At 63.2% G+C, this 21,153-nt stretch carries 21 protein-coding genes; 11 read left to right on the top strand and 10 right to left on the bottom strand.

Annotation, left to right across the window (positions count from 1 at the left end; all coding sequences use genetic code 11):
• Nucleotides 1–213: 213 nt before the first annotated feature.
• From AC1Z3O_RS28170 to AC1Z3O_RS28155, 4 genes are all read left to right on the top strand, one after another.
• Nucleotides 214–1,497, top strand: coding sequence for an acyl-CoA dehydrogenase family protein (locus AC1Z3O_RS28170; RefSeq protein ID WP_483519581.1), 1,284 nt, complete (start codon nucleotides 214–216; stop codon nucleotides 1,495–1,497).
• Nucleotides 1,497–3,128, top strand: a complete 1,632-nt coding sequence (locus AC1Z3O_RS28165; RefSeq protein WP_483519579.1) for an AMP-binding protein — start codon at nucleotides 1,497–1,499, stop codon at nucleotides 3,126–3,128. The genes AC1Z3O_RS28170 and AC1Z3O_RS28165 overlap by 1 nt, the downstream gene beginning before the upstream one ends.
• A gap of 53 nt (nucleotides 3,129–3,181) precedes the next feature.
• Entirely contained in the window at nucleotides 3,182–4,300 is a 1,119-nt protein-coding gene (locus tag AC1Z3O_RS28160) for a saccharopine dehydrogenase family protein (RefSeq protein WP_483519577.1), read from the top strand.
• A 66-nt stretch (nucleotides 4,301–4,366) separates the two neighbouring features.
• Nucleotides 4,367–5,608: a thiolase family protein gene (locus AC1Z3O_RS28155; RefSeq protein ID WP_483519576.1), complete on the top strand. Its 1,242-nt coding sequence runs from the start codon at nucleotides 4,367–4,369 to the stop codon at nucleotides 5,606–5,608.
• A gap of 205 nt (nucleotides 5,609–5,813) precedes the next feature.
• Here the strand turns inward: AC1Z3O_RS28155 and AC1Z3O_RS28150 are convergent, their stop codons facing one another.
• The 3 genes from AC1Z3O_RS28150 to AC1Z3O_RS28140 form a co-directional block, all read right to left on the bottom strand.
• Nucleotides 5,814–6,590: an SRPBCC domain-containing protein gene (locus tag AC1Z3O_RS28150; protein WP_483519574.1), complete on the bottom strand. Its 777-nt coding sequence runs from the start codon at nucleotides 6,588–6,590 to the stop codon at nucleotides 5,814–5,816.
• Nucleotides 6,587–6,910, bottom strand: a complete 324-nt coding sequence (locus tag AC1Z3O_RS28145) for an ArsR/SmtB family transcription factor (RefSeq protein ID WP_483519572.1) — start codon at nucleotides 6,908–6,910, stop codon at nucleotides 6,587–6,589. The genes AC1Z3O_RS28150 and AC1Z3O_RS28145 overlap by 4 nt, the downstream gene beginning before the upstream one ends.
• A gap of 187 nt (nucleotides 6,911–7,097) precedes the next feature.
• Nucleotides 7,098–8,069: a LysR family transcriptional regulator gene (locus tag AC1Z3O_RS28140; protein WP_483519570.1), complete on the bottom strand. Its 972-nt coding sequence runs from the start codon at nucleotides 8,067–8,069 to the stop codon at nucleotides 7,098–7,100.
• A 102-nt stretch (nucleotides 8,070–8,171) separates the two neighbouring features.
• On the opposite strand from AC1Z3O_RS28140, the gene AC1Z3O_RS28135 reads away from it, so the two are divergent.
• The 5 genes from AC1Z3O_RS28135 (at nucleotide 8,172) to AC1Z3O_RS28115 (ending at nucleotide 12,795) form a co-directional block, all read left to right on the top strand.
• On the top strand, nucleotides 8,172–9,659 hold the full coding sequence (locus tag AC1Z3O_RS28135) for an aldehyde dehydrogenase family protein (protein ID WP_483519568.1): 1,488 nt from the start codon (nucleotides 8,172–8,174) through the stop codon (nucleotides 9,657–9,659).
• 27 nt (nucleotides 9,660–9,686) lie between these two features.
• The gene (locus AC1Z3O_RS28130) at nucleotides 9,687–10,349 is read left to right on the top strand and encodes an NADPH-dependent F420 reductase (RefSeq protein ID WP_483519566.1); all 663 of its coding nucleotides are present in this window, start codon (nucleotides 9,687–9,689) and stop codon (nucleotides 10,347–10,349) included.
• A 42-nt stretch (nucleotides 10,350–10,391) separates the two neighbouring features.
• A complete protein-coding gene (locus AC1Z3O_RS28125) occupies nucleotides 10,392–11,039 on the top strand; it encodes an NADPH-dependent F420 reductase (protein ID WP_483519565.1) in 648 nt (215 codons plus the stop codon).
• A gap of 9 nt (nucleotides 11,040–11,048) precedes the next feature.
• Nucleotides 11,049–11,459, top strand: coding sequence for an ester cyclase (locus tag AC1Z3O_RS28120; protein ID WP_483519564.1), 411 nt, complete (start codon nucleotides 11,049–11,051; stop codon nucleotides 11,457–11,459).
• Nucleotides 11,460–11,847: 388 nt separating this feature from the next.
• Entirely contained in the window at nucleotides 11,848–12,795 is a 948-nt protein-coding gene (locus tag AC1Z3O_RS28115; RefSeq protein ID WP_483522045.1) for a pseudouridine-5'-phosphate glycosidase, read from the top strand.
• A 316-nt stretch (nucleotides 12,796–13,111) separates the two neighbouring features.
• Here the strand turns inward: AC1Z3O_RS28115 and AC1Z3O_RS28110 are convergent, their stop codons facing one another.
• The 4 genes from AC1Z3O_RS28110 to AC1Z3O_RS28095 all read right to left on the bottom strand — a co-directional run bounded on the left by AC1Z3O_RS28110 (nucleotide 13,112) and on the right by AC1Z3O_RS28095 (nucleotide 15,370).
• Nucleotides 13,112–13,462: a 4a-hydroxytetrahydrobiopterin dehydratase gene (locus tag AC1Z3O_RS28110; RefSeq protein WP_483519562.1), complete on the bottom strand. Its 351-nt coding sequence runs from the start codon at nucleotides 13,460–13,462 to the stop codon at nucleotides 13,112–13,114.
• Nucleotides 13,463–13,523: 61 nt separating this feature from the next.
• A complete protein-coding gene (locus AC1Z3O_RS28105) occupies nucleotides 13,524–13,655 on the bottom strand; it encodes a hypothetical protein (RefSeq protein ID WP_483519560.1) in 132 nt (43 codons plus the stop codon).
• Nucleotides 13,656–13,682: 27 nt separating this feature from the next.
• The gene (locus AC1Z3O_RS28100) at nucleotides 13,683–14,132 is read right to left on the bottom strand and encodes a hypothetical protein (RefSeq protein WP_483519558.1); all 450 of its coding nucleotides are present in this window, start codon (nucleotides 14,130–14,132) and stop codon (nucleotides 13,683–13,685) included.
• Nucleotides 14,133–14,512: 380 nt separating this feature from the next.
• Nucleotides 14,513–15,370, bottom strand: a complete 858-nt coding sequence (locus AC1Z3O_RS28095) for an oxidoreductase (protein WP_483519556.1) — start codon at nucleotides 15,368–15,370, stop codon at nucleotides 14,513–14,515.
• A gap of 119 nt (nucleotides 15,371–15,489) precedes the next feature.
• Here AC1Z3O_RS28095 and AC1Z3O_RS28090 point away from each other — a divergent pair, with 119 nt between their 5' ends.
• Complete coding sequence (locus AC1Z3O_RS28090) at nucleotides 15,490–16,470, top strand: LysR family transcriptional regulator (protein WP_483519554.1); 981 nt, start codon at nucleotides 15,490–15,492, stop codon at nucleotides 16,468–16,470.
• 166 nt (nucleotides 16,471–16,636) lie between these two features.
• Here the strand turns inward: AC1Z3O_RS28090 and AC1Z3O_RS28085 are convergent, their stop codons facing one another.
• Nucleotides 16,637–18,301, bottom strand: coding sequence for an ABC-F family ATP-binding cassette domain-containing protein (locus AC1Z3O_RS28085; protein ID WP_483519552.1), 1,665 nt, complete (start codon nucleotides 18,299–18,301; stop codon nucleotides 16,637–16,639).
• Nucleotides 18,302–18,804: 503 nt separating this feature from the next.
• Here AC1Z3O_RS28085 and AC1Z3O_RS28080 point away from each other — a divergent pair.
• On the top strand, nucleotides 18,805–19,311 hold the full coding sequence (locus AC1Z3O_RS28080; RefSeq protein ID WP_483519550.1) for a hypothetical protein: 507 nt from the start codon (nucleotides 18,805–18,807) through the stop codon (nucleotides 19,309–19,311).
• A 481-nt stretch (nucleotides 19,312–19,792) separates the two neighbouring features.
• On the opposite strand, the gene AC1Z3O_RS28075 is transcribed toward AC1Z3O_RS28080, so the two are convergent.
• Complete coding sequence (locus tag AC1Z3O_RS28075) at nucleotides 19,793–20,251, bottom strand: DUF2846 domain-containing protein (protein WP_483519548.1); 459 nt, start codon at nucleotides 20,249–20,251, stop codon at nucleotides 19,793–19,795.
• Nucleotides 20,248–20,631, bottom strand: coding sequence for a hypothetical protein (locus tag AC1Z3O_RS28070; RefSeq protein ID WP_483519546.1), 384 nt, complete (start codon nucleotides 20,629–20,631; stop codon nucleotides 20,248–20,250). The genes AC1Z3O_RS28075 and AC1Z3O_RS28070 overlap by 4 nt, the downstream gene beginning before the upstream one ends.
• Nucleotides 20,632–21,153 lie beyond the last annotated feature (522 nt).

Below are 21,153 nucleotides of genomic sequence, written 5' to 3'. Positions count from 1 at the left end.
GGCGGGCACCAGCGTACCGCGTCCCGGCGCCAGCCGCCAGTGGCATATGTGGCACCGCACCGGCAATCACGGATTTCCGTGACACCGCGCCGGCCACTGATTCACGGTTCAGCGTGATACAGGCGGAAGTCACGGCGCCCTAAGCTTCGGGCACAGAGATCGGACGCACCGTCAGGCGTACCGACCGGACGCTTGAACACAAGGAGACACGCCATGAATGCCACGCCCACCCCCCACGCCGAAGCGGTAGCTATGCCGGCTTCCCCGAAACCCAAGCTTGGCCCCCTTGGCGCGCAGCCGGCGCTGTCCGAGACGGCGGCCATGGTCCAGGAGACGGTGCACCGCTTGGCCGTTGAGGTGCTTCGGCCGGTCGGCATCCGGCTCGACAAGATGACGCCCGACGCCGTGATCGCGCCTGACTCGCCGTTCTGGAAGGCGCGCAAGCAGTACCTGGACCTGGGCTTCACCATCGAATCCATCTTCGAGCTCGAGCCGGCCGAGCGCGCCCAGGTTCTTTGTGTGTTGTTCGAGGAGCTGGGCTGGGGCGACGCGGGCCTGGCCATCTCCATCGGCGCCGGCCTGCTGCCCGCTTTCATGGCGGCCGCATTCGGCAATCGCTTCCTGATGGAGCGCTTCCCGGACACGATGCTTGGCTGCTGGGGCATCACCGAGCCGGACCACGGCTCGGACTCGCTGGATGCGAACCGCATGATCTTCCATCCCCAGGGCAACTACGGGCGGCCCAACTGTGTGGCAACGCTGGACGGTGATTCGGTCGTGATCAACGGGCAGAAGTCCGCGTGGGTCTCCAATGGCACCATCGCCGACGTTTGCATCCTCTACTGCGCCGCCGATTCCGGCAATGGCCCCGACCCCCGGCGCGGCTGCGTGGTCTATGTACCGATGGACGTACCCGGCGTCTCACGCGGCAAGCCGCTGGACAAGATGGGCCAGCGCGCGCTCAACCAGGGCGAGATCTACTTCGACAACGTCCGCCTGTCGAAGCAATACCTGCTCGCCGGCCCCGAGGACTACCTGACGGCGGTCTATGCCATCCACACCTTTGCCAATTCGATCATGTCCACCGTGTTCACCGGCACGGCCCGTTCCGCGTATGAATTGGCGCTCGACTACGCGCATGAGCGCACGCAGGGCGGCGTGCCCATCATCCGCCACCAGTCGGTAGCCCACCGTCTGTTCCATCTGGCACGCAAGGTGGAATGCTCCCGGGCATTGGCCCAGCGGGTCGTGCACTACAACCTGACCAATGATCCGCCCGCGCTGCACGCCGGAATGATGGCCAAGATTACCTCGACGCAGCATGCGTTCGAAGTGGCCAGCGACGCGCTGCAGATCTTCGGCGGCAATGGCCTGACGCGCGAGTACCCGATCGAGAAGATCCTGCGCGACGCACGAGCATCGCTGATCGAGGATGGCTGTAACGAGGTCCTGGCCATCAAGGGCGGGGCCTACCTGATCGATGAGGAGCGCGTGTGATGGGCGCGACCGAAGCTGGCGTGGCGCCCGGCACTGCGGCCACGCGTGATGAACTGATCCTGGCCAATCTGATTGCCAATCGTGTGGAATCGGAGCCGGATCGCGATGTGCTGACGTTCGACCACGAGGGCGGCTCGGCCGAGGTTCGGACCTACCGCCAGCTCTGGGAGAACGGTTGCCGCATCGCGGCCGCCCTGGAACAGGCACGCATGGCGCCAGGCGACCGGTTTGCGCTGCTGATGCAGAACCACCCCGAGTTCGTCGACGCCATGGTCGGCGCATCAATCAGCGGCACGGTATTCGTGCCGATCGATCCCCGCACCCGTGGCGACAAGCTTGCTTACATGCTGCGCCATTCAGGCTGCAGAGGTGTCATCTGTGCCGACTATGCGCTGCAGACGCTGATGGCGGTCAGCCAGGACGTCCCGGATCTGCAATGGATATGGCTGCTGGAGTCCGATTCGTCGGAGGTAGCGCCGCTGCAGGGTGAATATCCGCGAATGGCGGATATCCTGGGCGCGGCGGTTACCCCGCAGACGGTCCGCAGCGTGGATCCGCTGGCACCGATGCAGATCATGTACACCTCGGGTACCACCGGCGATCCCAAGGGTGTGGTCATGCGCCACGCGCGCTACGGCGCCGCTGCGGGGTGGGCGCCGCTGTTCGGCTATGTCCGGGATGACCGGCCCTATACCGGGCTCTCGCTGACGCACGGCAATGCCCAGATCGTGACGCTGGCCGCCACGCTCAAGCTGGGCATGCGGGCGGTTTTCAGCCGGCGCTTTACCAAGTCGCGCCTGTGGGACATCGCCCGCAGGTATGGCTGCACCACCTTCACGCTGCTTGGCGGCATGACCACTGCAGTCTACAGCGAGCCGCCCAAGGACAACGATGCCGACAACCCGGTGCGCTTCGTCATCAGCGCGGGCATGCCGGCAGCCATCTGGGAAGCGTTCGCGAGGCGGTTCGATGTGCGCATCGTCGAGTTCTACGGTGCGGTCGAGGGCGGGCTTTCCGTCAACCTGGGCGATGGGCCGGTTGGCAGCATCGGCAAGCCGCCGCCTTTCCTCAATGTCCGGGTCGTCGACGAGCAGGACCACGTCGTCCCGGCAAACCAGCCAGGGGAACTGATCTTCCAGCTTGCCAACGGCACGCCTGCTGACGTGGTCTACCTGCACAACCCTGACGCATCCGCCAAGAAGACCCGCGATGGCTGGCTGCGCATGGGCGATATCGGGCACCGGGACGAGCAGGGCTGGCTCTACTTCGACTACCGCATCGGCGGGGGTATCCGGCACAACGGGGATTTTATCCAGCCCGGCGAGATCGAGAAGGTCATCGCCGAGTGCGAAGACGTGGCCGACGTCTATGTCTACGGCGTGCCGGCGGCATCCGGCGCGCCCGGCGAGAAGGACGTCGTGGCCGCCATTGTGCCGGCAAACGGCAGGAGGATTCACCCACAAGCGTTGTTCGCCATCTGCCGGAAACGATTGAGTGCGGGCATGGTCCCGTCCTACCTCCAGGTCATTGCGGAGATACCCAAGACGGCGTCGGAGAAACCACAGGACCGGTTCCTGCTGGAGGCCTTCCAGGCCCAGGGCGAGAACGTTTTCCAGGAAGTACAGGTTTAAGCCACACAAAAACAGGGCAAGGCAAGCCCGCCATGATTCTCAGGAGACAAGAGATGAGTACCGATCAATATGAAGTCGTCGTCTACGGCGCAAGCGGCTACACCGGCAAACTGATTGCATGGAAACTGGCCACCGCCGGCATTCCCTTCATTGCGGCCGGGCGCGACCAGGCGCGCCTTGAGGCCCAGATGGCACTGGTCCCGGAACTGGAAGGCCACGACTATCGTTGCGTAGGGGTGCGGCACGAGCACGCGGATCTGCTGTCCCTGTTCACCGGGCGCAAGGTCGTCATCAATGTGGTGGGGCCTTTCATGCAATTAGGGCTGCCGGTGGTCCAGGCGGCGCTGGAAGCCGGTGCGCACTATCTCGACACGACCGGCGAGCAGGACTGGATGCTGCTGCTGAAACGCGAGTTCGGCGAGAAGTTCCGCCAGCGTGACCTGCTGCTGTGCCCGGCGAACTCCTATATGTGGGCCGAAGGCGTGTTGGCAGCGGAACTGGCGCTGGAAACGCCGGGCATCGACACGCTGGAAACTGTGTATCTGGCCGACTCGCAAGTCAGCGTGGCATCGACTATGTCATTCCTGCGCATGTGCACCAATCCGCAGTACCGGATCCAGGACCGCACGCTGGTCGAGTGGCCTTATGCCACGGCCTATACCGTCAATGTGCCTGGCGAGCACGTCGCCATCATGGCCTTGCCGTGGAGCGGTGGTGGGGAGCCGGTCTGGTACGAGGGCGACGAGCGGGTGCGACATGCGCGCACGCTCGTGTCCTTCAAGAACCAGGATGCGTTCCAGGCAGTGTTCGGCATGCTGCAGAAGTTTGAAGCCGAATGCAGGCAGCTCCCGCATGAGGAGCGGGAAAAGATCACCAATGACTGGGGCAAGGGCATGACCACGGCGGAGCCCCCGCGCGAAGACCCCAACGTGAATCGCTGCGTGCTGTCGTGCTTCGGGCGTGGCAACACGGCATCGGTATCGGTAGTGCTGCGCGGCAATTCACCGTATGCACAGACCGGCGTCTTCAACGCCGAGGCTGCCCGGCGCTTGCTGGCCGGCAAGCTGAAGGCCACCGGCTTTGCCTCGCCGGCTGCGGCCTTCGGCGCGCGGGAACTGATCGGTGCCCAGGCGGAGCAGGGCTACCTGGCGTGGAACGTGACGCAGTTCTGATGCGGCAATGACGCGAAGGCGCCGGTGCGGCATGGCCGCACGGTGCCATCGCCTCGGGGAAAGACAATGAGCGAGACGGTATACATCGCCGGCGTCGGCATGACGCCATTTGGCAAGCAGTTTGACAAGAGCATCAAGGACCTGACGCGCGATGCCGTGACGTCGGCCCTGAAAGATGCGGGCTGCGAGGCCCGTGCGTTGCAGGGTGCCTTCTTTGCCAACTGCACGCAGGGGCGTATGGAGGGCCAGGACATGATCCGTGGCCAGATCGCGCTGCGCAGCATGGGCATCCAGGGCATCCCGGTGATCAACGTCGAGAATGCGTGCGCCAGCGCCAGCTCGGCGCTGCACCTGGCCGTCCAGTACGTCAAGGCGGGCGCCGCGGATATCGTGCTGGCGGTGGGCGCGGAGAAGATGTTCTCGGCCGATAAGGCGCGCACACTGAGCGTGTTCGATGGCGCGTGGGACGTCCACGACAAGGAAGCTGGCACCGCCCGGCTGCTTGCGATGGGTGAAGGTGTGGAAGTGCCGGATGGCTCGACCTCGCCCAAGCCCTACAGCGTGTTCATGGACATCTACGCGGCCATGGGCCGGATGCACATGCGGGAATACGGTTCGACGCAGCGCCATTTTGCTGCCGTCTCTGCCAAGAACCATCGGCATTCCGTCCATAACCCGCTGTCGCAATACCGCGAGGCCTACACCATCGAGGAAATCCTGGCCGCGCCGCCGATTACGTTCCCGTTGACGCTGCCGATGTGCTCACCCATCAGCGATGGGGCTGCAGCCGCCGTCGTCTGCAACGAGGCAGGCCTTGCCCGGCTCAACGGCAGCCGCAGCCGCGCCGTCCGGGTGCTGGCCTCCGTGGTCGTGACCGGCAGCGACCGCGCGCCGGCACAGCTTGCCGACCACCTTGTGCGCAAGGGGTCGGCCGATGCATATCGGATCGCCGGGGTGGGGCCGCGCGATATCTCGGTTGCTGAGGTGCACGACGCCAGCGCCATCGGCGAGGTGATCCAGGTGGAGGCCCTCGGCCTCTGTGCTCCCGGCGAGGGCGGCCTGGCCGCGGAGCGTGGCGATACGAGCATCGGTGGACGCATCCCCGTCAATACCTCCGGCGGCCTGGAGTCCAAGGGGCATCCGATCGGCGCCACGGGCCTTGGACAGGTCTACGAGCTGGTATCGCAGTTGCGGGGAGAAGCGGGCGCGCGCCAGGTGGACGGTGCACGTATCGCCATTGCCGAGAACGGCGGTGGCCTGCACGGCGTGGAAGAGGCGGTGGCCTGCCTGACCATTCTGGGCAGGTAGGCAGGCAACTGACAGGGAGGTGGTGTGGCCGCGCAAGCCCATGTCGAAAGCACCGCGCGGCATGTCAGGATGCATGCCGCTTCGGTGCCACCCCGGCTCAGCACCGAGCTTTCCGAGTTGTTGCGTGAAGTGCGCGAAGTTACGGCGCACGCCCCAATCACGCCGCACAGTACCTCGTCACTCAAAACGTGACTGCCGGTCTGCACTAGTACACAGCCGTCATCATCGGAAGGATTTCGTACCGCATACCAATGTCCGCCAGCATCGCCGGGTCCGCATCGCGCATCGCTTCGACGCTGGCGACTTCCTTGGCGCGTACGATACCGACGCCCCAGCCGCCTTTTGGGTCGGCTACTGGCCCGAATGCGACCACGATGCCCTCCTGAAGCTTCCCAGCCCAGTACCTGGCATGCTCGCTCATCGCCGACTTCTCCTGCACATTCATAGTCAGAGCGAAGTCTGGCCGTGGGGGAATCAGCCGGCACAGGAAATGAGAGAGCTTTCCATCGGGGGATGCGTAAGCCGTTAGCCACCCGAGCACGCGCTCCCAGCCTTGCGCATGTCCGGCACACGATTGTGGACGGCCAGAAAAGCCTTCGTGCCACAACGTCAGTCGCGTGCCGCCGTCAATTGAACTGAGCTCGTACGTGAGGGTCGTGGCGTTGCCGCCGTCCCAATCCGCCACCCAGGTCTGCACAAGCCGCGTTGGTGGCGACACTTCGAGGTACTCTCCTCCCACGTTGAAGAGGTGGCCGTCGGTAGCGCCCACGCCACTCGCCCGCCATTTGCCACCTGGTCGAACCTCGGCCTCCCACTGCGTGACCTGATAGGTATCAGGCGATCCCCACCACCGGGTGACTTCGCTGGAGGTCAAGGCGTCAAAGATCTTCTGCACGGGGGCCGCGATTTCCACGACGGCCAATATCGCGCCGCGGTTGACGTCGGCAAGCGCGCGGGCTCTGCTATTGGGCGAAACGCTCATGATTTCTCCATCAGATCCTTGAGACTGTCCAGACTGACCTGCCAGTGCGTCCGGTAGGCTTCAATCCAGCCCGCTACTTGTTGCATCGGCGCGCCTTGCAATCGATATACACGTTCGCGTCCGGCCGGCTCCGCGATGACAAGTTCCGCCTCGCTCAACAGTCTCAGGTGTTTGGAGATGGCCGGACGGCTTTGCTGAAAGCCCGCAGCCAGGTCCTTGACCCTCGCAGGGCCCTGGCGCAGCCGGTCGAGGATCGCGCGTCGAGTGGGATCGGCGATCGCGTGAAACACGTCGGCTTGCGCCGGGATGGGCGGCATCATGTCGAGAATTGGTAACCATTCGGTTACCAATATAGGCCCAACGGGTCGACTCGTCAAATACGTGCCGCGCGTTGTTTTGCGGGGCTACGAACGCGAGACCGGTTCGCGCTGGACTTCGATGCCCGCGCCGACGGCTCGCGACTTTGCTCTGAATGCATTAACCGTGACAAGAAGGCCATCCGGGGATTCACCGGGCCTGAACGGAACGCTGCAGTACCAGTTCCCTGGATTGATTGACGATCTCGCTGTGCCGGACCTCCTCGACGACAAACTCGACGAACGCCCCGACGCGCGGCGGCAGGTGTTTCCTCGCCGCATAGTAGATGCAGATGTCGCTGCGCTGTGAGACGAATTTCGGCAGCACCCGCTCCAGCTTCCCAGCGGCAATCAGCGCGGCCGCATGATGTGCACCAAGCAGCGCGATGCCGCAACCGCCCACGGCAAGTTCGGTCAACGCTTCCGTATCGGAGACGATGAGGTTCGAACCCGGCTCGAACACCACCTCCTTGTTGCGTGCCTGAAGCCTCCACGTCTGGACTCTTCCCGAACTGGGAGAACGGAACGCGATGAGTTCGTGGTGCTCGAGGTCTTCGATCGACTGCGGTTCGCCATGCCGTTCCAGATAGGCGGGCGCCGCGCACAGGATGAGCGTCAAGGACGCGAGCTTGCGCGCGACTACACTGGAATCCGTATCGTGCAATTGTCCGATCGCGCAGTCATAGCCTTCCGAAATCAGGTCCACGTGGCGATTTTCGAATCGCAGATCAACTGTGACCTGAGGGTAGCGCTCGCGGAATCGGCCCAGCACCGGCAGCAGTGCGACGCGGCTGAAGGCGATCGGCAACGACACCTTGACCGTGCCGCTCAATTGAGTTTCGTCAGACGACAACGCGGCGATCGCGTCTTCGATCTGTTGTGCTGGCTCGTGCACCATCGCATACAGGCGCCGCCCCTCGTCCGTCACCGATAGATGGCGTGTCGTACGCTGGAACAGCCGGCAACCGAGCATCGTTTCCAGCATGCCGATCTGTTTGCTCACCGCACCGGGTGTCACGCCAAGTTGGCGGCCAGCCGCCGAGAAATTCGTCGATTCGACGGTGGCGGCGAACGTTTTCAGGGCCCTGAACAGATCGATCGAGCCGCCTCCGTCCGCTTTCATCTTGCACCTCGGCTCATAACTGTTTCTCTGCTCCATAGCATAGACCAGCCTCTACCGCGCGCCTAAACTGGACTTTAGCGAATGAATCGCGAGGTGGCTGCCATGAAACAGGAACCGGCGCGGATCCCACAGCGCAAACGTCTGCCGCAGGGACAGCTTCTGATCGACGGCAAATGGCGTGACGCGTCGGACGGCGCGACCCTTCCGACGATCGATCCCACCACCGAGGAGCCCATCACGGAGGTTGCAAAGGCGTCTCCCGAGGACGCCAATGCCGCGGTTGCAGCGGCGCGCAGCGCCTTCGAGGCGGGCGACTGGCCGCGCCTGCATCACGAAGCCCGCGCCAGAATCCTGTTCCGCGTGGCCGATCTGCTGGACGAGCGGGCGGAAGACTTCGCGCTGCGAGAAGCAATGGATATGGGCATGCCGTACCGCGACTTCATCGACGTCATCATGCCGCACTGTTCCGGGCTGTTCCGCTTCTTCGGCGGACTCGCGATGCATGGGATGGACGGCGCCTATCGCGCGTCATACGAGTCGCAGATCCGGATTCTCACGCGTCGCGAGCCGCTTGGCGTGGTGGCAGCCATCACGCCGTTCAATTTCCCGCTGGCATTGACCTGCTCTAAGGTCGCGCCGGCGCTGGCGGCCGGCAACACCATCGTGCACAAGCCGGCCTCCGACACGCCGCTGACGGCGCTGGCGCTCGCTCAAGTAATGCTGGATGCCGGTGTGCCGGACGGCGCGTACAACCTGGTGACCGGCCCCGGCGGCACGCTCGGCGACGCGCTCGTCAAACATCCGGGGATCGACAAGGTCGCCTTTACCGGTTCCACGAGCGTGGGGCAGAACATCATCCGCAACGGCGCTGAAACGCTCAAGCACACGACGATGGAACTGGGCGGCAAGTCGCCGAACATCATCTTCGCCGACGCCGATCTCGATGCGGCGGTGCAGGCGGCATTCTGGGGCGTGTTCTGGAATAAGGGAGAGGTGTGCGTGGCGGGCTCGCGGCTCCTCGTCGAACGGCCGGTCTACGATGAGGTCGTCGAGCGGCTAGCCGGCATGGCCAAGTCCGCCGTGCTGGGCGACCCGCTCGACCCGCGGACCCAGGTAGGGCCGCTTGCCTCGAAGGCTGAGTTCGACAAGGTGCAGCACTACGTCGAGTCCGGCAAAGCGTCGAGCGCGCGCCTTGTCGCCGGCGGCGACGTGCGCAAGATCGACGGCCGTGGCCTCTTCATCGAGCCCACCGTCTTCGCCGACGCGACCAATGATCTGAAAATCAGCCGCGAGGAGATTTTCGGGCCGGTCCTGCCGATCATTCCGTTCGATGGGGACGATGAAGCCGTGCGCATCGCCAACGACACACCCTATGGACTCGCATCCGGAATTCAGACCCGCGATCTGGGCCGGGCGCTGCGCCTCGCGGACCGCATCATGGCCGGCACAGTCTGGATCAACACCTGGCATAAGTACCACCCGAGCGGGCCGTTCGGCGGCTACAAAATGTCCGGCTACGGGCGAGAACAAGGCGCCGAGGCGCTCGAGAGCTACACGCAGTACAAGTCAATCTGGGCAAACTTCGCTTGAAGTCCGTCGCACGAAGGAGACTCGATCATGAACATTGGCATCATCGGAGCGGGCAACGTCGGCACCGGCCTCGCGAAGCATTTCATCGCGCGCGGCCACGCCGTGATGCTGAGCTTCAGTCTCGACATGGACAAACTCAACGCGACCGCCGCCGAACTCGGCGCGCGCGTCGGCACGGTCGCCGAAGCGGTGCAGTTCGCCGACGTGGTGGTGCTGGCCACCCCTTGGACTGTCACGCCCGATGCGCTCAAGGAGACCGGCAGTGTGCAGGGTAAGAAGATCATGTGGGATTGCACGAACGCGCTGAAACCCGACCTGAGCGGCCTCGCCATTGGAACCACCACATCGGGCGCGGAGGAGATTGCGAAGCTCGCGCCATGGGCGACCGTCGTCAAGGCAATTCCGCCATTCGCGCAGATGCTGCACTCACCCAGCATGCTGATCGGCGAGCACCGTGCAGGCGTATTCGTCTGCGGCGACGATGCCGATGCGCGGGCCATCGTCGCCAAGCTGGTCGACGAGATCGGCGCTCAACCGGTTGATGCGGGACCCCTTGCCCTCGCGCGTTACGTCGAACCCGCAGCGATGCTGCTCGTGCAGCTCGCCTACCAACAGGGGTTCGGCGCGCGCATCGGGCTGTCGCTGCTGCAGGAGACACCGGGCGGCGCGCCCCAGGGCGCGCGTGCCTGAGCACAGGCATTGCCGCTAAGGGATATCGTCGAGGAGGCTGAAATGAAAGTGGGTGTATTAGGATCGGGAGTCGTAGGCCGGGCGCTCGGCGCGGGCTTCGTGAGGCACGGGCATGACACAGTGTTGGGCACGCGGGATCCGCAAAAGAGCGACGTGCAGGACTGGGTTCGCGAAACAGCCGGCGCGAGAGCGGGGACATTCGCGCAGGCGGCGCAGCATGGCGATCTCGTGGTGCTCGCCGTGCTCGGCCGCATTGCCGGGAGCGTGATCGCGCTTGCCGGTGCGGAGAACCTAGCTGGCAAGACGGTCATCGACGCAACGAACCCGCTCTCGGACGAGCCGCCGGTCAACGGGGTCCTCGAATACACGACAGGGCCGAACGAGTCGCTCGGCGAATGGATTCAGGCACGGCTTCCCGACGCGCATGTGGTCAAGGCCTTCAACAGTGTCGGCAATGCCTTGATGGTAAATCCGCACTTTTCGCAGGGCACGCCGACGATGTTCATGTGCGGCGATGACGACAGCGCCAAGGCACAGGTCAGCGCGATCATCCGGCAGTTCGGGTGGGAGCCCTACGATTGCGGGAGCATCGTTTCAGCCCGTGCGCTCGAGCCATTGTGCATGCTATGGTGCTTGCCGGGGTTTCTCCGCAACGACTGGCATCATGCGTTCAAGATGCTCACGGAGTAGGAGCGCACCATGGAAGCCTACCGAACACCGCCCGAGGGCGACCCAGGATTCACGCTGGAAGAGATGAAGCGATTCGTGATCGCCCATTTCGAAGACTTCGTGAACCGGAAGAAGCCAGAAGTGGCGCGCGAGAATTTCAGCGCGGACTTCCTTGACCATGACGAACCGTCGGGGCCGCAGATCGGCCCGGAAGCGGCAATAACCATGATGAAGGCGGCTTATCAAAAATGGCCGGACCTGCACGTCACCGTCGAAGACATCGTCGCCGAGCGTGACAAGGTGGTGGTGAGAAACACGTGGCGCGCGACCGACGCGGTGACCGGACAGAAGATCGAGTTCAACGGCTTTGTGCTATGGCGGTTCGCTAATTGGAAGATCGTCGAGCGATGGGCGACGCTTACAGTACCGCATACACCATGACGAACGCAGGAAGTGGTCGGCGAGGCTATGGCGGTGCGTGAGCGCAACGGCTGGCGTGACGTTGACGACGCACCTGCGTGTGACCGCTATCTGGGTGGAAGAGGCGTCTGAATGTCCGGCAAAGCAGGAGAGTGAAGGGCCGAAACTGGCCGGATGCAGTCCCGCAGGAGGCGGCGGCTGAATCGCTGTTTCCGAGATATCTTGGACATGCGGCAACTTTAGGCCGAACGACGGGATCGAGGCGATTCAGCGGGTGCCAGAGTCAGCGGGGCGATTCACACGCGGAGTGCCATGACCGCGTGGCATCGTACTCCGCGCTTCCGCATCAAACCGTGGGGCCAGCCGTGTGCCGCACACCCAAGTGAATCACACCGTCCAAAGCATCGAGATGACTGCCACCCTTGCACACTCCTGGTTGACCTTCAGCGCGCCTGTGGCCGCGGCACGGGCCGCCGGCCGGCCGCTCGTGGCGCTGGAATCGACCATCATTGCTCACGGCATGCCCTACCCGGAGAACGTTCGCACTGCGCGCGAAGTGGAGGCCTTGATTCGCAACCTGGGCGCCGAGCCAGCGACGATCGCGCTGATCGGTGGGCGAATCCGCATCGGGCTTTCGGATGACGAGCTGGAACTGCTCAGCCTCTCGGGCCAGGCACAGAAGGTCAGCCGCCGCGACCTGCCGGCCGTGTTGGTCAGCGGCGGGCTCGGCGCCACGACAGTAGCTGGCACCATGATATGCGCCGCGCTGGCCGGTATCGAGGTCTTCGTCACCGGCGGCATTGGCGGCGTGCATCGTGGTGCGCAGGAGACCTTTGACATCTCGGCAGATCTGCAGGAACTGGCGAAGACCTCGGTGGCGGTGGTCTGTGCCGGCGCGAAGTCCATCCTCGACATCGGGCTCACACTGGAATACCTGGAGACACATGGCGTGCCGGTGCTCAGTTGTGAACAAGACAATTTCGCCGCGTTCTATACTCGCGACAGCGGCTTTCGCTCGGATTTCAGGCTGGACGACGCGGCGGAGCAGGCACGCTTCATCCGCACCAAATGGGACCTGGGACTTGCGGGCGGCGTGGTATTGAGTGCTCCGGTGCCAGAAGCAGAAGCGATGGCGTCAGATGAAATCGACGCGCTTACTCAGCAGGCGCTCGCCGAGGCCACGGCGCAAGGAATCACCGGCAAGGCCGTGACCCCCTTCCTGCTGGCTCGCATCAAGGCGCTGACGAGCGGACGCAGCTTGGCAACAAACATCGCACTCATCAAACACAACGCCGAGGTGGGCGCAAGGCTGGCACTGGCGCTGGCACAGGTGGGGCGCGGGGCGGGCGCAGCGTAGATGCGGGAACGCCCGCTCTCCACAATCCTTCGCGCCAGTGTCCAACGACAGCGCTCCTGGCCGGATCCGGTCCGACGCCGAACCCGTCCGGCAGTGGATGCTCGAGCGTGATTTGCAGGTCATGGTCAGATGCCCGATCTCCGGGCACTTCCGTCAGCAATATCAGCTCGCTATTTCCGCGAAGCGAAGGGGGGCGCGCCGGCGTTGTAGATCTTGAGTAGGGCGGCTGGATGATAAGAGGGTGGCCATACGGCACGGTTGCATGGCAGCCGGTCGCGACGAAAACACGCCGAGCGACCTGCCTGCCTCAAATGCGCTATGCGTCCTGCATGGCCTCCGCCAGGGCAGTCGTCTTCGCCGCCATGATGAAGTCGTTGCGATGCAGGCCCTTGATCTTTTTGGTGCGCCACGAGACCGTGGCATGCCCCCAGCCAAAGCTTATCTCCGGGTGGTGCCCCTGCGCTTCCGCGAGCTGGCCCACGCCGTTAGCAAAGGCCAACGCCTGCGCGAAGTTGCGGAAGGTGAAGCTGCGCTCCAGCCGCCCGCCATCATCAGCAAGCGCCCAGCCCGGAGTTTCCTGCAACAGCGCCTCTGCCTCGGCACGCTCCAGCGGCGCCACTCCGCCCCGGCAAGGCGTGCAGGTGTGGGTTTCAAGTTTCTCGTTCATGCCTGTTGTCCTCCTGTGTGGCGCGCTGCAGGATGTGGCGCAGGACGCGGCGTAGCAACAGCTAGGCATGCATCCAGATCAGCATGCCGTAGAACAGCACCGCCAGGAACAGCGTCTCCAGCACCATCAGTGCCACAGGCTTCCAGCCCACGGTCAGCTCAGGACCTGCAACCCGCGCCACCGGGGTAGCCAAGGGCGCTGGCGCCGCCCGCACGCGGTGTCACGCCCCGCTGACGCGCTGACAATGTTCGCGAAACCAGCGGTCCAGCCCCTGCTGCGCGCCGGCCCAGGTCGGCACCTCGCCGACTGCGCCGGGCGTCAGCCCGAGGCTTTCCCACGCCGAGTGCAAGAGTTGATCGACAGGCTTCCAGGAACGCCCCCCCAGATTCTGCGGCTCCAGGACAACGTCGTGCGCCTCGATCCACGCGTAAAGAGCTCGCCGGTCTTGCTCCGAGGGCAACTCGGCCGACTGCAGCGCCCGTGGCGAGGGCCTGCCGATCGCGGCCGCTTCCAGCCACGCGGCCAAGGCACCACCCAGCGGCTGCTCGGCCAGCATGGCTGACAACGCGACGCCCCGGCGCAGGTCCGCGAGCAGGTAAAGGCAGGCGCGCGGCGGCGTCTGCCCGCGAAAGAGCGTGCAGTGGAGGGCCCAAGTACGGGCGGAGGGCAAAGGGGACGTCTGCGGGGACATAGGCGATAACTGGAGAGCCGCTTCCTTTCGCAAGCAAAGCTCGCGCCGGCCGCGATGTCAAGCGCTGGCAACTCTGGCGTCTGCTCGCAGGGGCGCATGCTTTGCAACGAGTGCCTGTTGCCCGGCGCTTCCCCACGAGCATGGGAAGTAATACTGCGGCGCGCGCGATTGGGGCTTGGGGTGGCGAGGGGGCCTCCTGTGCGTGCCCGGCACGCGTGTTGCGAGAGCGAGCGCCGGTCGGCTCTTCCCGACCCGTTGCGGACCTTCCCGCCCCCGCGCCCAAAACGACGGCTTCGAGGCTGCAACGGCCATTCACGCGGACAGGGGCTCAGCCGCCGTCGAGCCGCCGCTTTCCTCGCTCAGGCAGCGAAGTCAGTCGAAGCCGACAGCGTCTTCCACGCGTCCGTTTCCTGCGTCACGTAAGCGTTTTTCGCAGCGATGGCAGCCAGTGTGTCCGTGCCAAGAGGAAGGCGCAGCGGTGGGTTCGGCGCGTCGACCAGCGTGATCATCGCGGCCGCAAGCTTTGTCGGGTCGCCAGGCTGGTTGTGATTTATCTGCACGGCCTTGCGGCGAACCGCACCCGAGGTTTCGTCGTAATCGTCGATCACTTCAGGCGCAACGACCAGCGAGGACGCATCCAGAAAGTCCGTACGAAAATACCCCGGCTCGACAACTGTCGCGTGAATGCCTAGCGGCTTCAACTCGGAATGCAACGCTTCCGTAATGCCCTCGACCGCAAACTTCGTCGACGAGTACACGCCAAAGCCCGCTGCGGCCCGATAGCCGCCAATCGATGAAATATTGATCACGTGGCCCGAGCGGTTCGCGCGCATCGTCGGCAACATCGCACGCGTGACATTCAGCAAGCCGAATACGTTCGTGTCATACATGCGACGCACGTCCTTATCGGCGGATTCTTCCACCGCACCGAGGAGACCGAAGCCGGCGTTGTTGACCAGCACATCGACGCGGCCGAATTTTTCAACCGCCGCCTGCACGGCCGCCTTTGCCTGGGCCTCGCTGGTCACATCCAGCGCAACCGGCAGCAACGCAGCCGACTCGCCAAGACGCTTGGCGATGGCCGTGACATTGCGTCCGGCGGCCACGACCGCGTTGCCGTCCGCGAGCGCGGCTTCGGCAATCAATGCACCGATACCGCGCGACGCGCCAGTGATGAACCATACGCGCTTGAAACCACCTTGTTGGACGTCAGCCATGATGTCTCTCCTACGTGTGTGATGAAGTGATGTCATCGTAGGCCCGACGATTGACATCAACTAGCCGTCCATTATTGGGGTCATAATCAACTTTTATTTGCGAATCTAGGGCGCCAGAAATGAACGGAATTCGTGCGATCACCGTTTTCGTGCGCGCCGCGACGCTCGGAAGCCTGCGCAGCGCGGCCGTCGATCAAGGCATCTCGCCGCAAGCCGCGAGCCATGCTGTGATGCAACTGGAGAAGGATCTGGGCGTGCGGCTCTTTCATCGGACCACCCGCAAGCTGAGCCTGACAGAGGAAGGCCAACGGCTTTTCGACAGCGTGAAGCCGGCGCTCGCGACTCTATCGTCCGCTCTCGACGAGGCCCGGCGCTCGAAGGAAGAAGTGGGCGGCATGCTGCGCGTGAGCGCGCCGCGTGCGCTTGGGCTCCCGGTCCTGTGGCCGTACTTCGAGGAATTCCAGAAGCTCTATCAGAACGTGCAACTCGAAGTGCAATTCGATGATCAGTTCACGGATCTCGTGACCGACCGCTCCGATGTGGGATTTCGAGGTGGGCCGCCGCCATCGGGCGGCTCGATTGCACGCCGACTGGTGCCGATTCAGCTGATCGTGTGCGCGTCGCCGGAATATATCGAGCGCAACGGCGTGCCGCAGACCATCGAGGAACTGGCTCAGCATCGCTGCACCGGGTACCGGCGCGCAAACACGGGCAAGCTCGCACAGTGGCAGTTCCGGGTCGGTGATGAGATCGTCTATCGCGACGTGCCCGCTGCCATCTGCGTGAACGACACAGAAATGGAAACACAGGCGGTGCTATCGGGCCTCGGCATCGGGCAGTTGGGTAGCTTCAACGCAACGACTCATATCAGAAGCGGCCGACTGATTCCGTTGCTGACGCGGCACGTCGCCGAGCACGGCATGATCTATATCTACTATGGACATCGAACCGAGCAGTCGCTGCGCGTGAAGACATTCATCGACTTTATGGTTGAGCGCATGTCCGGCAACCGGAATTTTTTCCTTGACCCACACGAGCTTCGCGCCGCGCCGCCGCAGCGGGATCGCGGAGCGAGGGGACGTGGCCAGCAGTTGCTTTGACAGAAGATGCAACGAGCACGCTCGTCGAAGGAAGGGCCGCTTTTTGTACCGAGCCGACGTTTGAATGTCCGCGAGAGTGCGTGGTCGATCGGCGGATCATGGCCGAACCCGGACGCCGGCGGCTGGGCCCACGGGCGGGCGTCCCACCATTTCAGGCGATGACCTTCTACCCTGCGGCAGACTGCTCGCGCATGCGACGGGCTTCATCGCGCAGGAACTGCTGGTAATCGTCCAGATCCCCGTCGAAGGGCTCGACGCCGCCCTTGGTAACCAGCCAGAACTCGTCACATACGGCGCGCAGCAGGGCCCGGTCGTGGCTGACCAGCATCACTGTGCCTTCGAATTCGTTGAGCGCCATGCCCAGCGCTTCGCGTGTGGCCAGGTCGAGGTGGTTGGTAGGCTCGTCGAGCAGCAGCAGGTTGGGGCGCTGCCACACGATCATGCACAACACGAGCCGCGCCTTTTCGCCACCGCTCATCGTGCTAACCGCCTGATGGACCATGTCGCCACTGAAGTTGAAGGTGCCGAGGAAGGTGCGAAGGGATTGTTCGGTGCCACTCTGGCCGGGCGCACGCATGTGCGCCGGCGTGTCCTTGGCAAGGCGGATCATGTGTTCCATCGGCGTGTCGAGCGGGCGCAGCACGTCGAGTTCCTGCTGTGCGAAGTAGCCGATATTCAGGCCTTTGCCTTCGCTGATTTCGCCGGAAATCGGCGTCAGCGCGTGCGCCACCGTCTTCACCAGCGTGGACTTGCCTTGGCCGTTGGCACCGAGAATGCCGATGCGCTGCCCGGCCAGCACGGAACGGTTGATGCCCCGCACGATGACCGTGGGCGGCGTGCCCGGCAGTGCGCCGGTCGGCGCCGGGTAGCCGAAGCTCGTGTCCAGCATCGACAACAGCGGGTTCGGGACGTTGAGTGGCTCCTTGAACTCGAAGTTGAACTCTGCGTCGGCAAGCACCGGTGCGATCTTCTCCATGCGTTCGAGCGCCTTGACCCGGCTCTGCGCCTGCTTCGCCTTCGAGGCCTTGGCCTTGAAACGGTCGATGAATTTCTGCAGGTGGGCGATCTTTTCCGCCTGCCTGGCCATGGCGGCCTGCTGCAATATGAGTTGCTCAGCGCGCATGTCTTCGAACTTGCTGTAGTTGCCGCCATAACGCACGAGCTTGGCGTTGTCGACGTGCACCGTCACCTGCGTCACCGCGTCGAGGAATTCGCGATCGTGGCTGATCACTACCAGGGTTCCTTGATAGCGCTTGAGCCAGGCTTCCAGCCAGACCAGCGCGTCAAGGTCGAGGTGATTGGTCGGCTCGTCGAGCAGCAGCAGGTCGGACGGGCACATGAGCGCGCGCGCCAGTTGCAGTCGCATGCGCCAGCCACCGGAGAAACTGTTGACCGGCTGGCTAAGCTGCGCAGCACTGAAGCCAAGGCCCAGGATCAGCGCTTGGGCACGTGCGGGGGCATCGTGTGCACCGGCGTCGTGCAGGGCCATGTAGGCGTGCGCCATGCGCATGCCGTCGTCACTGGCCTCAGCGGCGGCTACTTCGGCCTGCGCGGCCAACAGCACGGTGTCACCCTCGACTACGAAGTCGGTCGCGCTCTGCTCGGTCTCCGGCATCTCCTGCGCGACCTGGCCCATCTTCCATGCAGCGGGAATCGAGAACTCGCCGCTGTCTTCGTGCAGCGTGCCGTTGAGAAGGCCGAAGAAGGACGACTTGCCGGCGCCATTGCGGCCGACGAGACCGATCTTTTCGCCGGGGTTGAAGGTGGCGGACGCGCGGTCGAGTACGACATTGACGCCGCGACGCAGCGTGACATTACGGACGGAAATCATAGGGAACTACTTCGGAGAGGATTGGCATGATAGCCGACTGGACGTGCAGGGCTGTCCTTTTTCTGGCCGCACGCGTGAAGAGCCGCTTGTGCTTTGCGGCGCCCACCGGCCACAAAGCAAGGCAGCCCCTGGCGCACCGACGGGGAGGGGAGTGTAGGGTTCCGTGACGATCTCCCTTATACAAAGGGAGATCAAGTCTGCACTTCTCCGGATATCCGGATAGCCGCTGTCCGACCCGAAGCGGTCGTTGGGGTGGCTCAGGCGCGGACTCCGAGGGTGACGCTCAACGCGGTCCAAAGGCGCTCAGCAACCATTTCGACGTACGCTCGATGGAATGACTAGGTCGACTAAGACTGAGACGATTCTCAGGACCTCGGCTTGCCACCGAGGAGAGCGTATTGGCGTCGCGGGCCAGAAGCCAGCGGCCGTCGGGCTGTTTTCGGTATATGGTGATTCGATGACAGGCTAGTTAGGCGGCGCAATTCACGCGAGGACAATGTCTTATGTTCCTAGCACTTCAAGTCGTTACCGTTTTCCTCGTAGCAGTTGCCATGAGTCTAGCGCTGGCGCCTGCCCTTGAACTGCCCGTCAAGATGCGTCTCGACAAAGAGATCTACATTGCCGTCCAGGCCATTTATTACCCCGGCTTCACCTATGGCGGAATCGGCGAGGGTCTGGGGATGCTTACAACTCTCGCTCTCCTGCTCATGACGCCCACTGACCGCACCGCGTTCTGGTGGACATTCACAGGATTCGTCGCACTCGTGGCCATGCACGCCGTGTATTGGGTCATCACTCATCCGGTGAACAAGTCTTGGTTGAAGGACACAGCCCTGAAGGGGGTTGCAGGAGGATTTTTGTCCTTAGATCCAATGGAGCAAGGGGCGGCTTCCGAAGATGGCGGTGAGGGCTGGAAAAGGCTCCGGGACAGATGGGAGTACTCTCATGTCTTGTGGGCCGTCCTTGCTGTGATTGCTTTGATCGCGCTGATCGTTGCCATTGCAATTTAAGACTCCCGGAGCCGAGAAACATGAATTGAGCGTCTATTACCGGCAGGCGAGGGCACCTTCCTTTGCTTTGGCAGATGGGGGGGAGCTTCAGCGGGCTGCTTTGAGACGGTCAACCCTGCTGTGAAATCGTGTTTCCGATTTGCTCGACTCTTGCATTGCAGCATGCAATGAGGGTATCAACCAGAAAATGCGAATACCCATAATTTTCCGGGCCAGGATTGTCTGCGTTTTTCGCTTGCCTGCGGAGCCGACGCCTGAATGTCCGGGCGACGCTGCGTGCGAATGACGCTTCGTGGCCGGTGTGCGATGCTGACCGGCGAGCGCTTGGCGGACAGTTCCCGACCCGAAGCGGTTGCTCTGCTCCGAGCGGCCCCTGCGGCAGCTTCCAGCCGCCCAACAGACATCTGGCTGTCGGGTCGTTGTCTCAGAGCGGAAGGAAAGGATGCGGGAGGCACCCTCCCGCCTCCGGCGCCGCTGAATCTTATTTGGCCGCGGCGTTGACCGGCATACCGGTGTAGCTCAGCGAAGACAGTTCTTCCTTCGCTTTTTCGGGCGTCTCAAGTTCGAGCACGACACGGCCCACCATCAGACCCAGCGAGGGCGAGCTACGCACGTACTTCGTTTCGCCAGCATCGAGCACGAAACTGAGCGTCTTCTCGGTTTCCGTGGCAGCCGACGCGACGTACTTGCCAGCCGGACGATCGACGAAGAAAAAGCCACCGGGCTTGGATTCGCCCACTACTTCGTTGTTCAGACGGATATCGGGCTGAATGGCAGCGCCGAACATCGATGCGGACCGCAGAAAGTAGACGCGCCCTTCACCCGCCTTCACGGTCGGAATCGATGCGGCCATCTCGCTATGCTTGACCCCGGAGGCGCAACCAGCCAGCAGCGACGTAACGGCTACCGCGGCAAACAGCATGCGCGTGACCTGTTTCATTGTATTTCTCCTGTTGCAATCGGAACTGCCGTGGAAAGTGGTGAGTAGCTCTGCTCACCAGGAAGGTAGAAGCCAACAAGTTGCTTGTCCTGAATGACGAGATACGCCTCATGTACCTGCCGGCCTTCGATCGTGAAGACCGTGCCTGCTGGCCGATACACTGTCCCCTGCGGCAATCGCCCTGCCGACTTCCAGATCGAACTACGGGCAAGCGTTCGTGTGTAGCCGGTATCGAGACGAAGGTCGGTGTTGGTCTCGAAACGGATCGCTGGCACCGATGCGCCATCTGTGAGCGGCATCAGTTGCACCGGTGCGGTTTGGATCATCGGGGCACACCCTGCAAGTGCCAGCAAGGCAATCAACAAGAGTCGCTTTTTCATCGTTTGGTTATTATTGGTGCGCCCTGCGGGCCATCGCGTAGGCATCAGTTAGTAGCATGCCGAGAAAGATAGCAAATGACACCACCGCGTAAAATGCCGTCGCACCAGACTGATGGGATTTGTATGGAAATCGCGACGTACGCTGAGTGGTGTCTTCAGTACCATTTCCAAAAATTAAATCAATACAGACGGGCTGGACCATGCGTCGAACGTATAAGGGACCGCGCCAGCCTAAAGCTTGCCTCCCGCTGTGCCGATATACGTTCATTATGGTCGGAATCGACCGTGCTGCTGCGCCATTTTCCTGGCCAAACGCCCCCTCTAAAGTGGGATTGGCAGTAAGCTGCGCAATTCTGCTTTCTTGCGCTGTGGATCTTGAAAGTCCCTGGTTCTGGTACGGTGACTAATTCCCAGCGCGAATTCAATTTCCGTCGTTGCTTGTCTCAGAGGCCGTTTACAGCGCGGGGCTGACGTCTGAATGACCGGCCTGAGATGTGTGTGAATAACGCTTCATGGCCGGTC

This window comes from Cupriavidus sp. 09_S30 (assembly GCF_056930435.1).
This window is presented reverse-complemented; position numbering and strand designations above follow the sequence as displayed.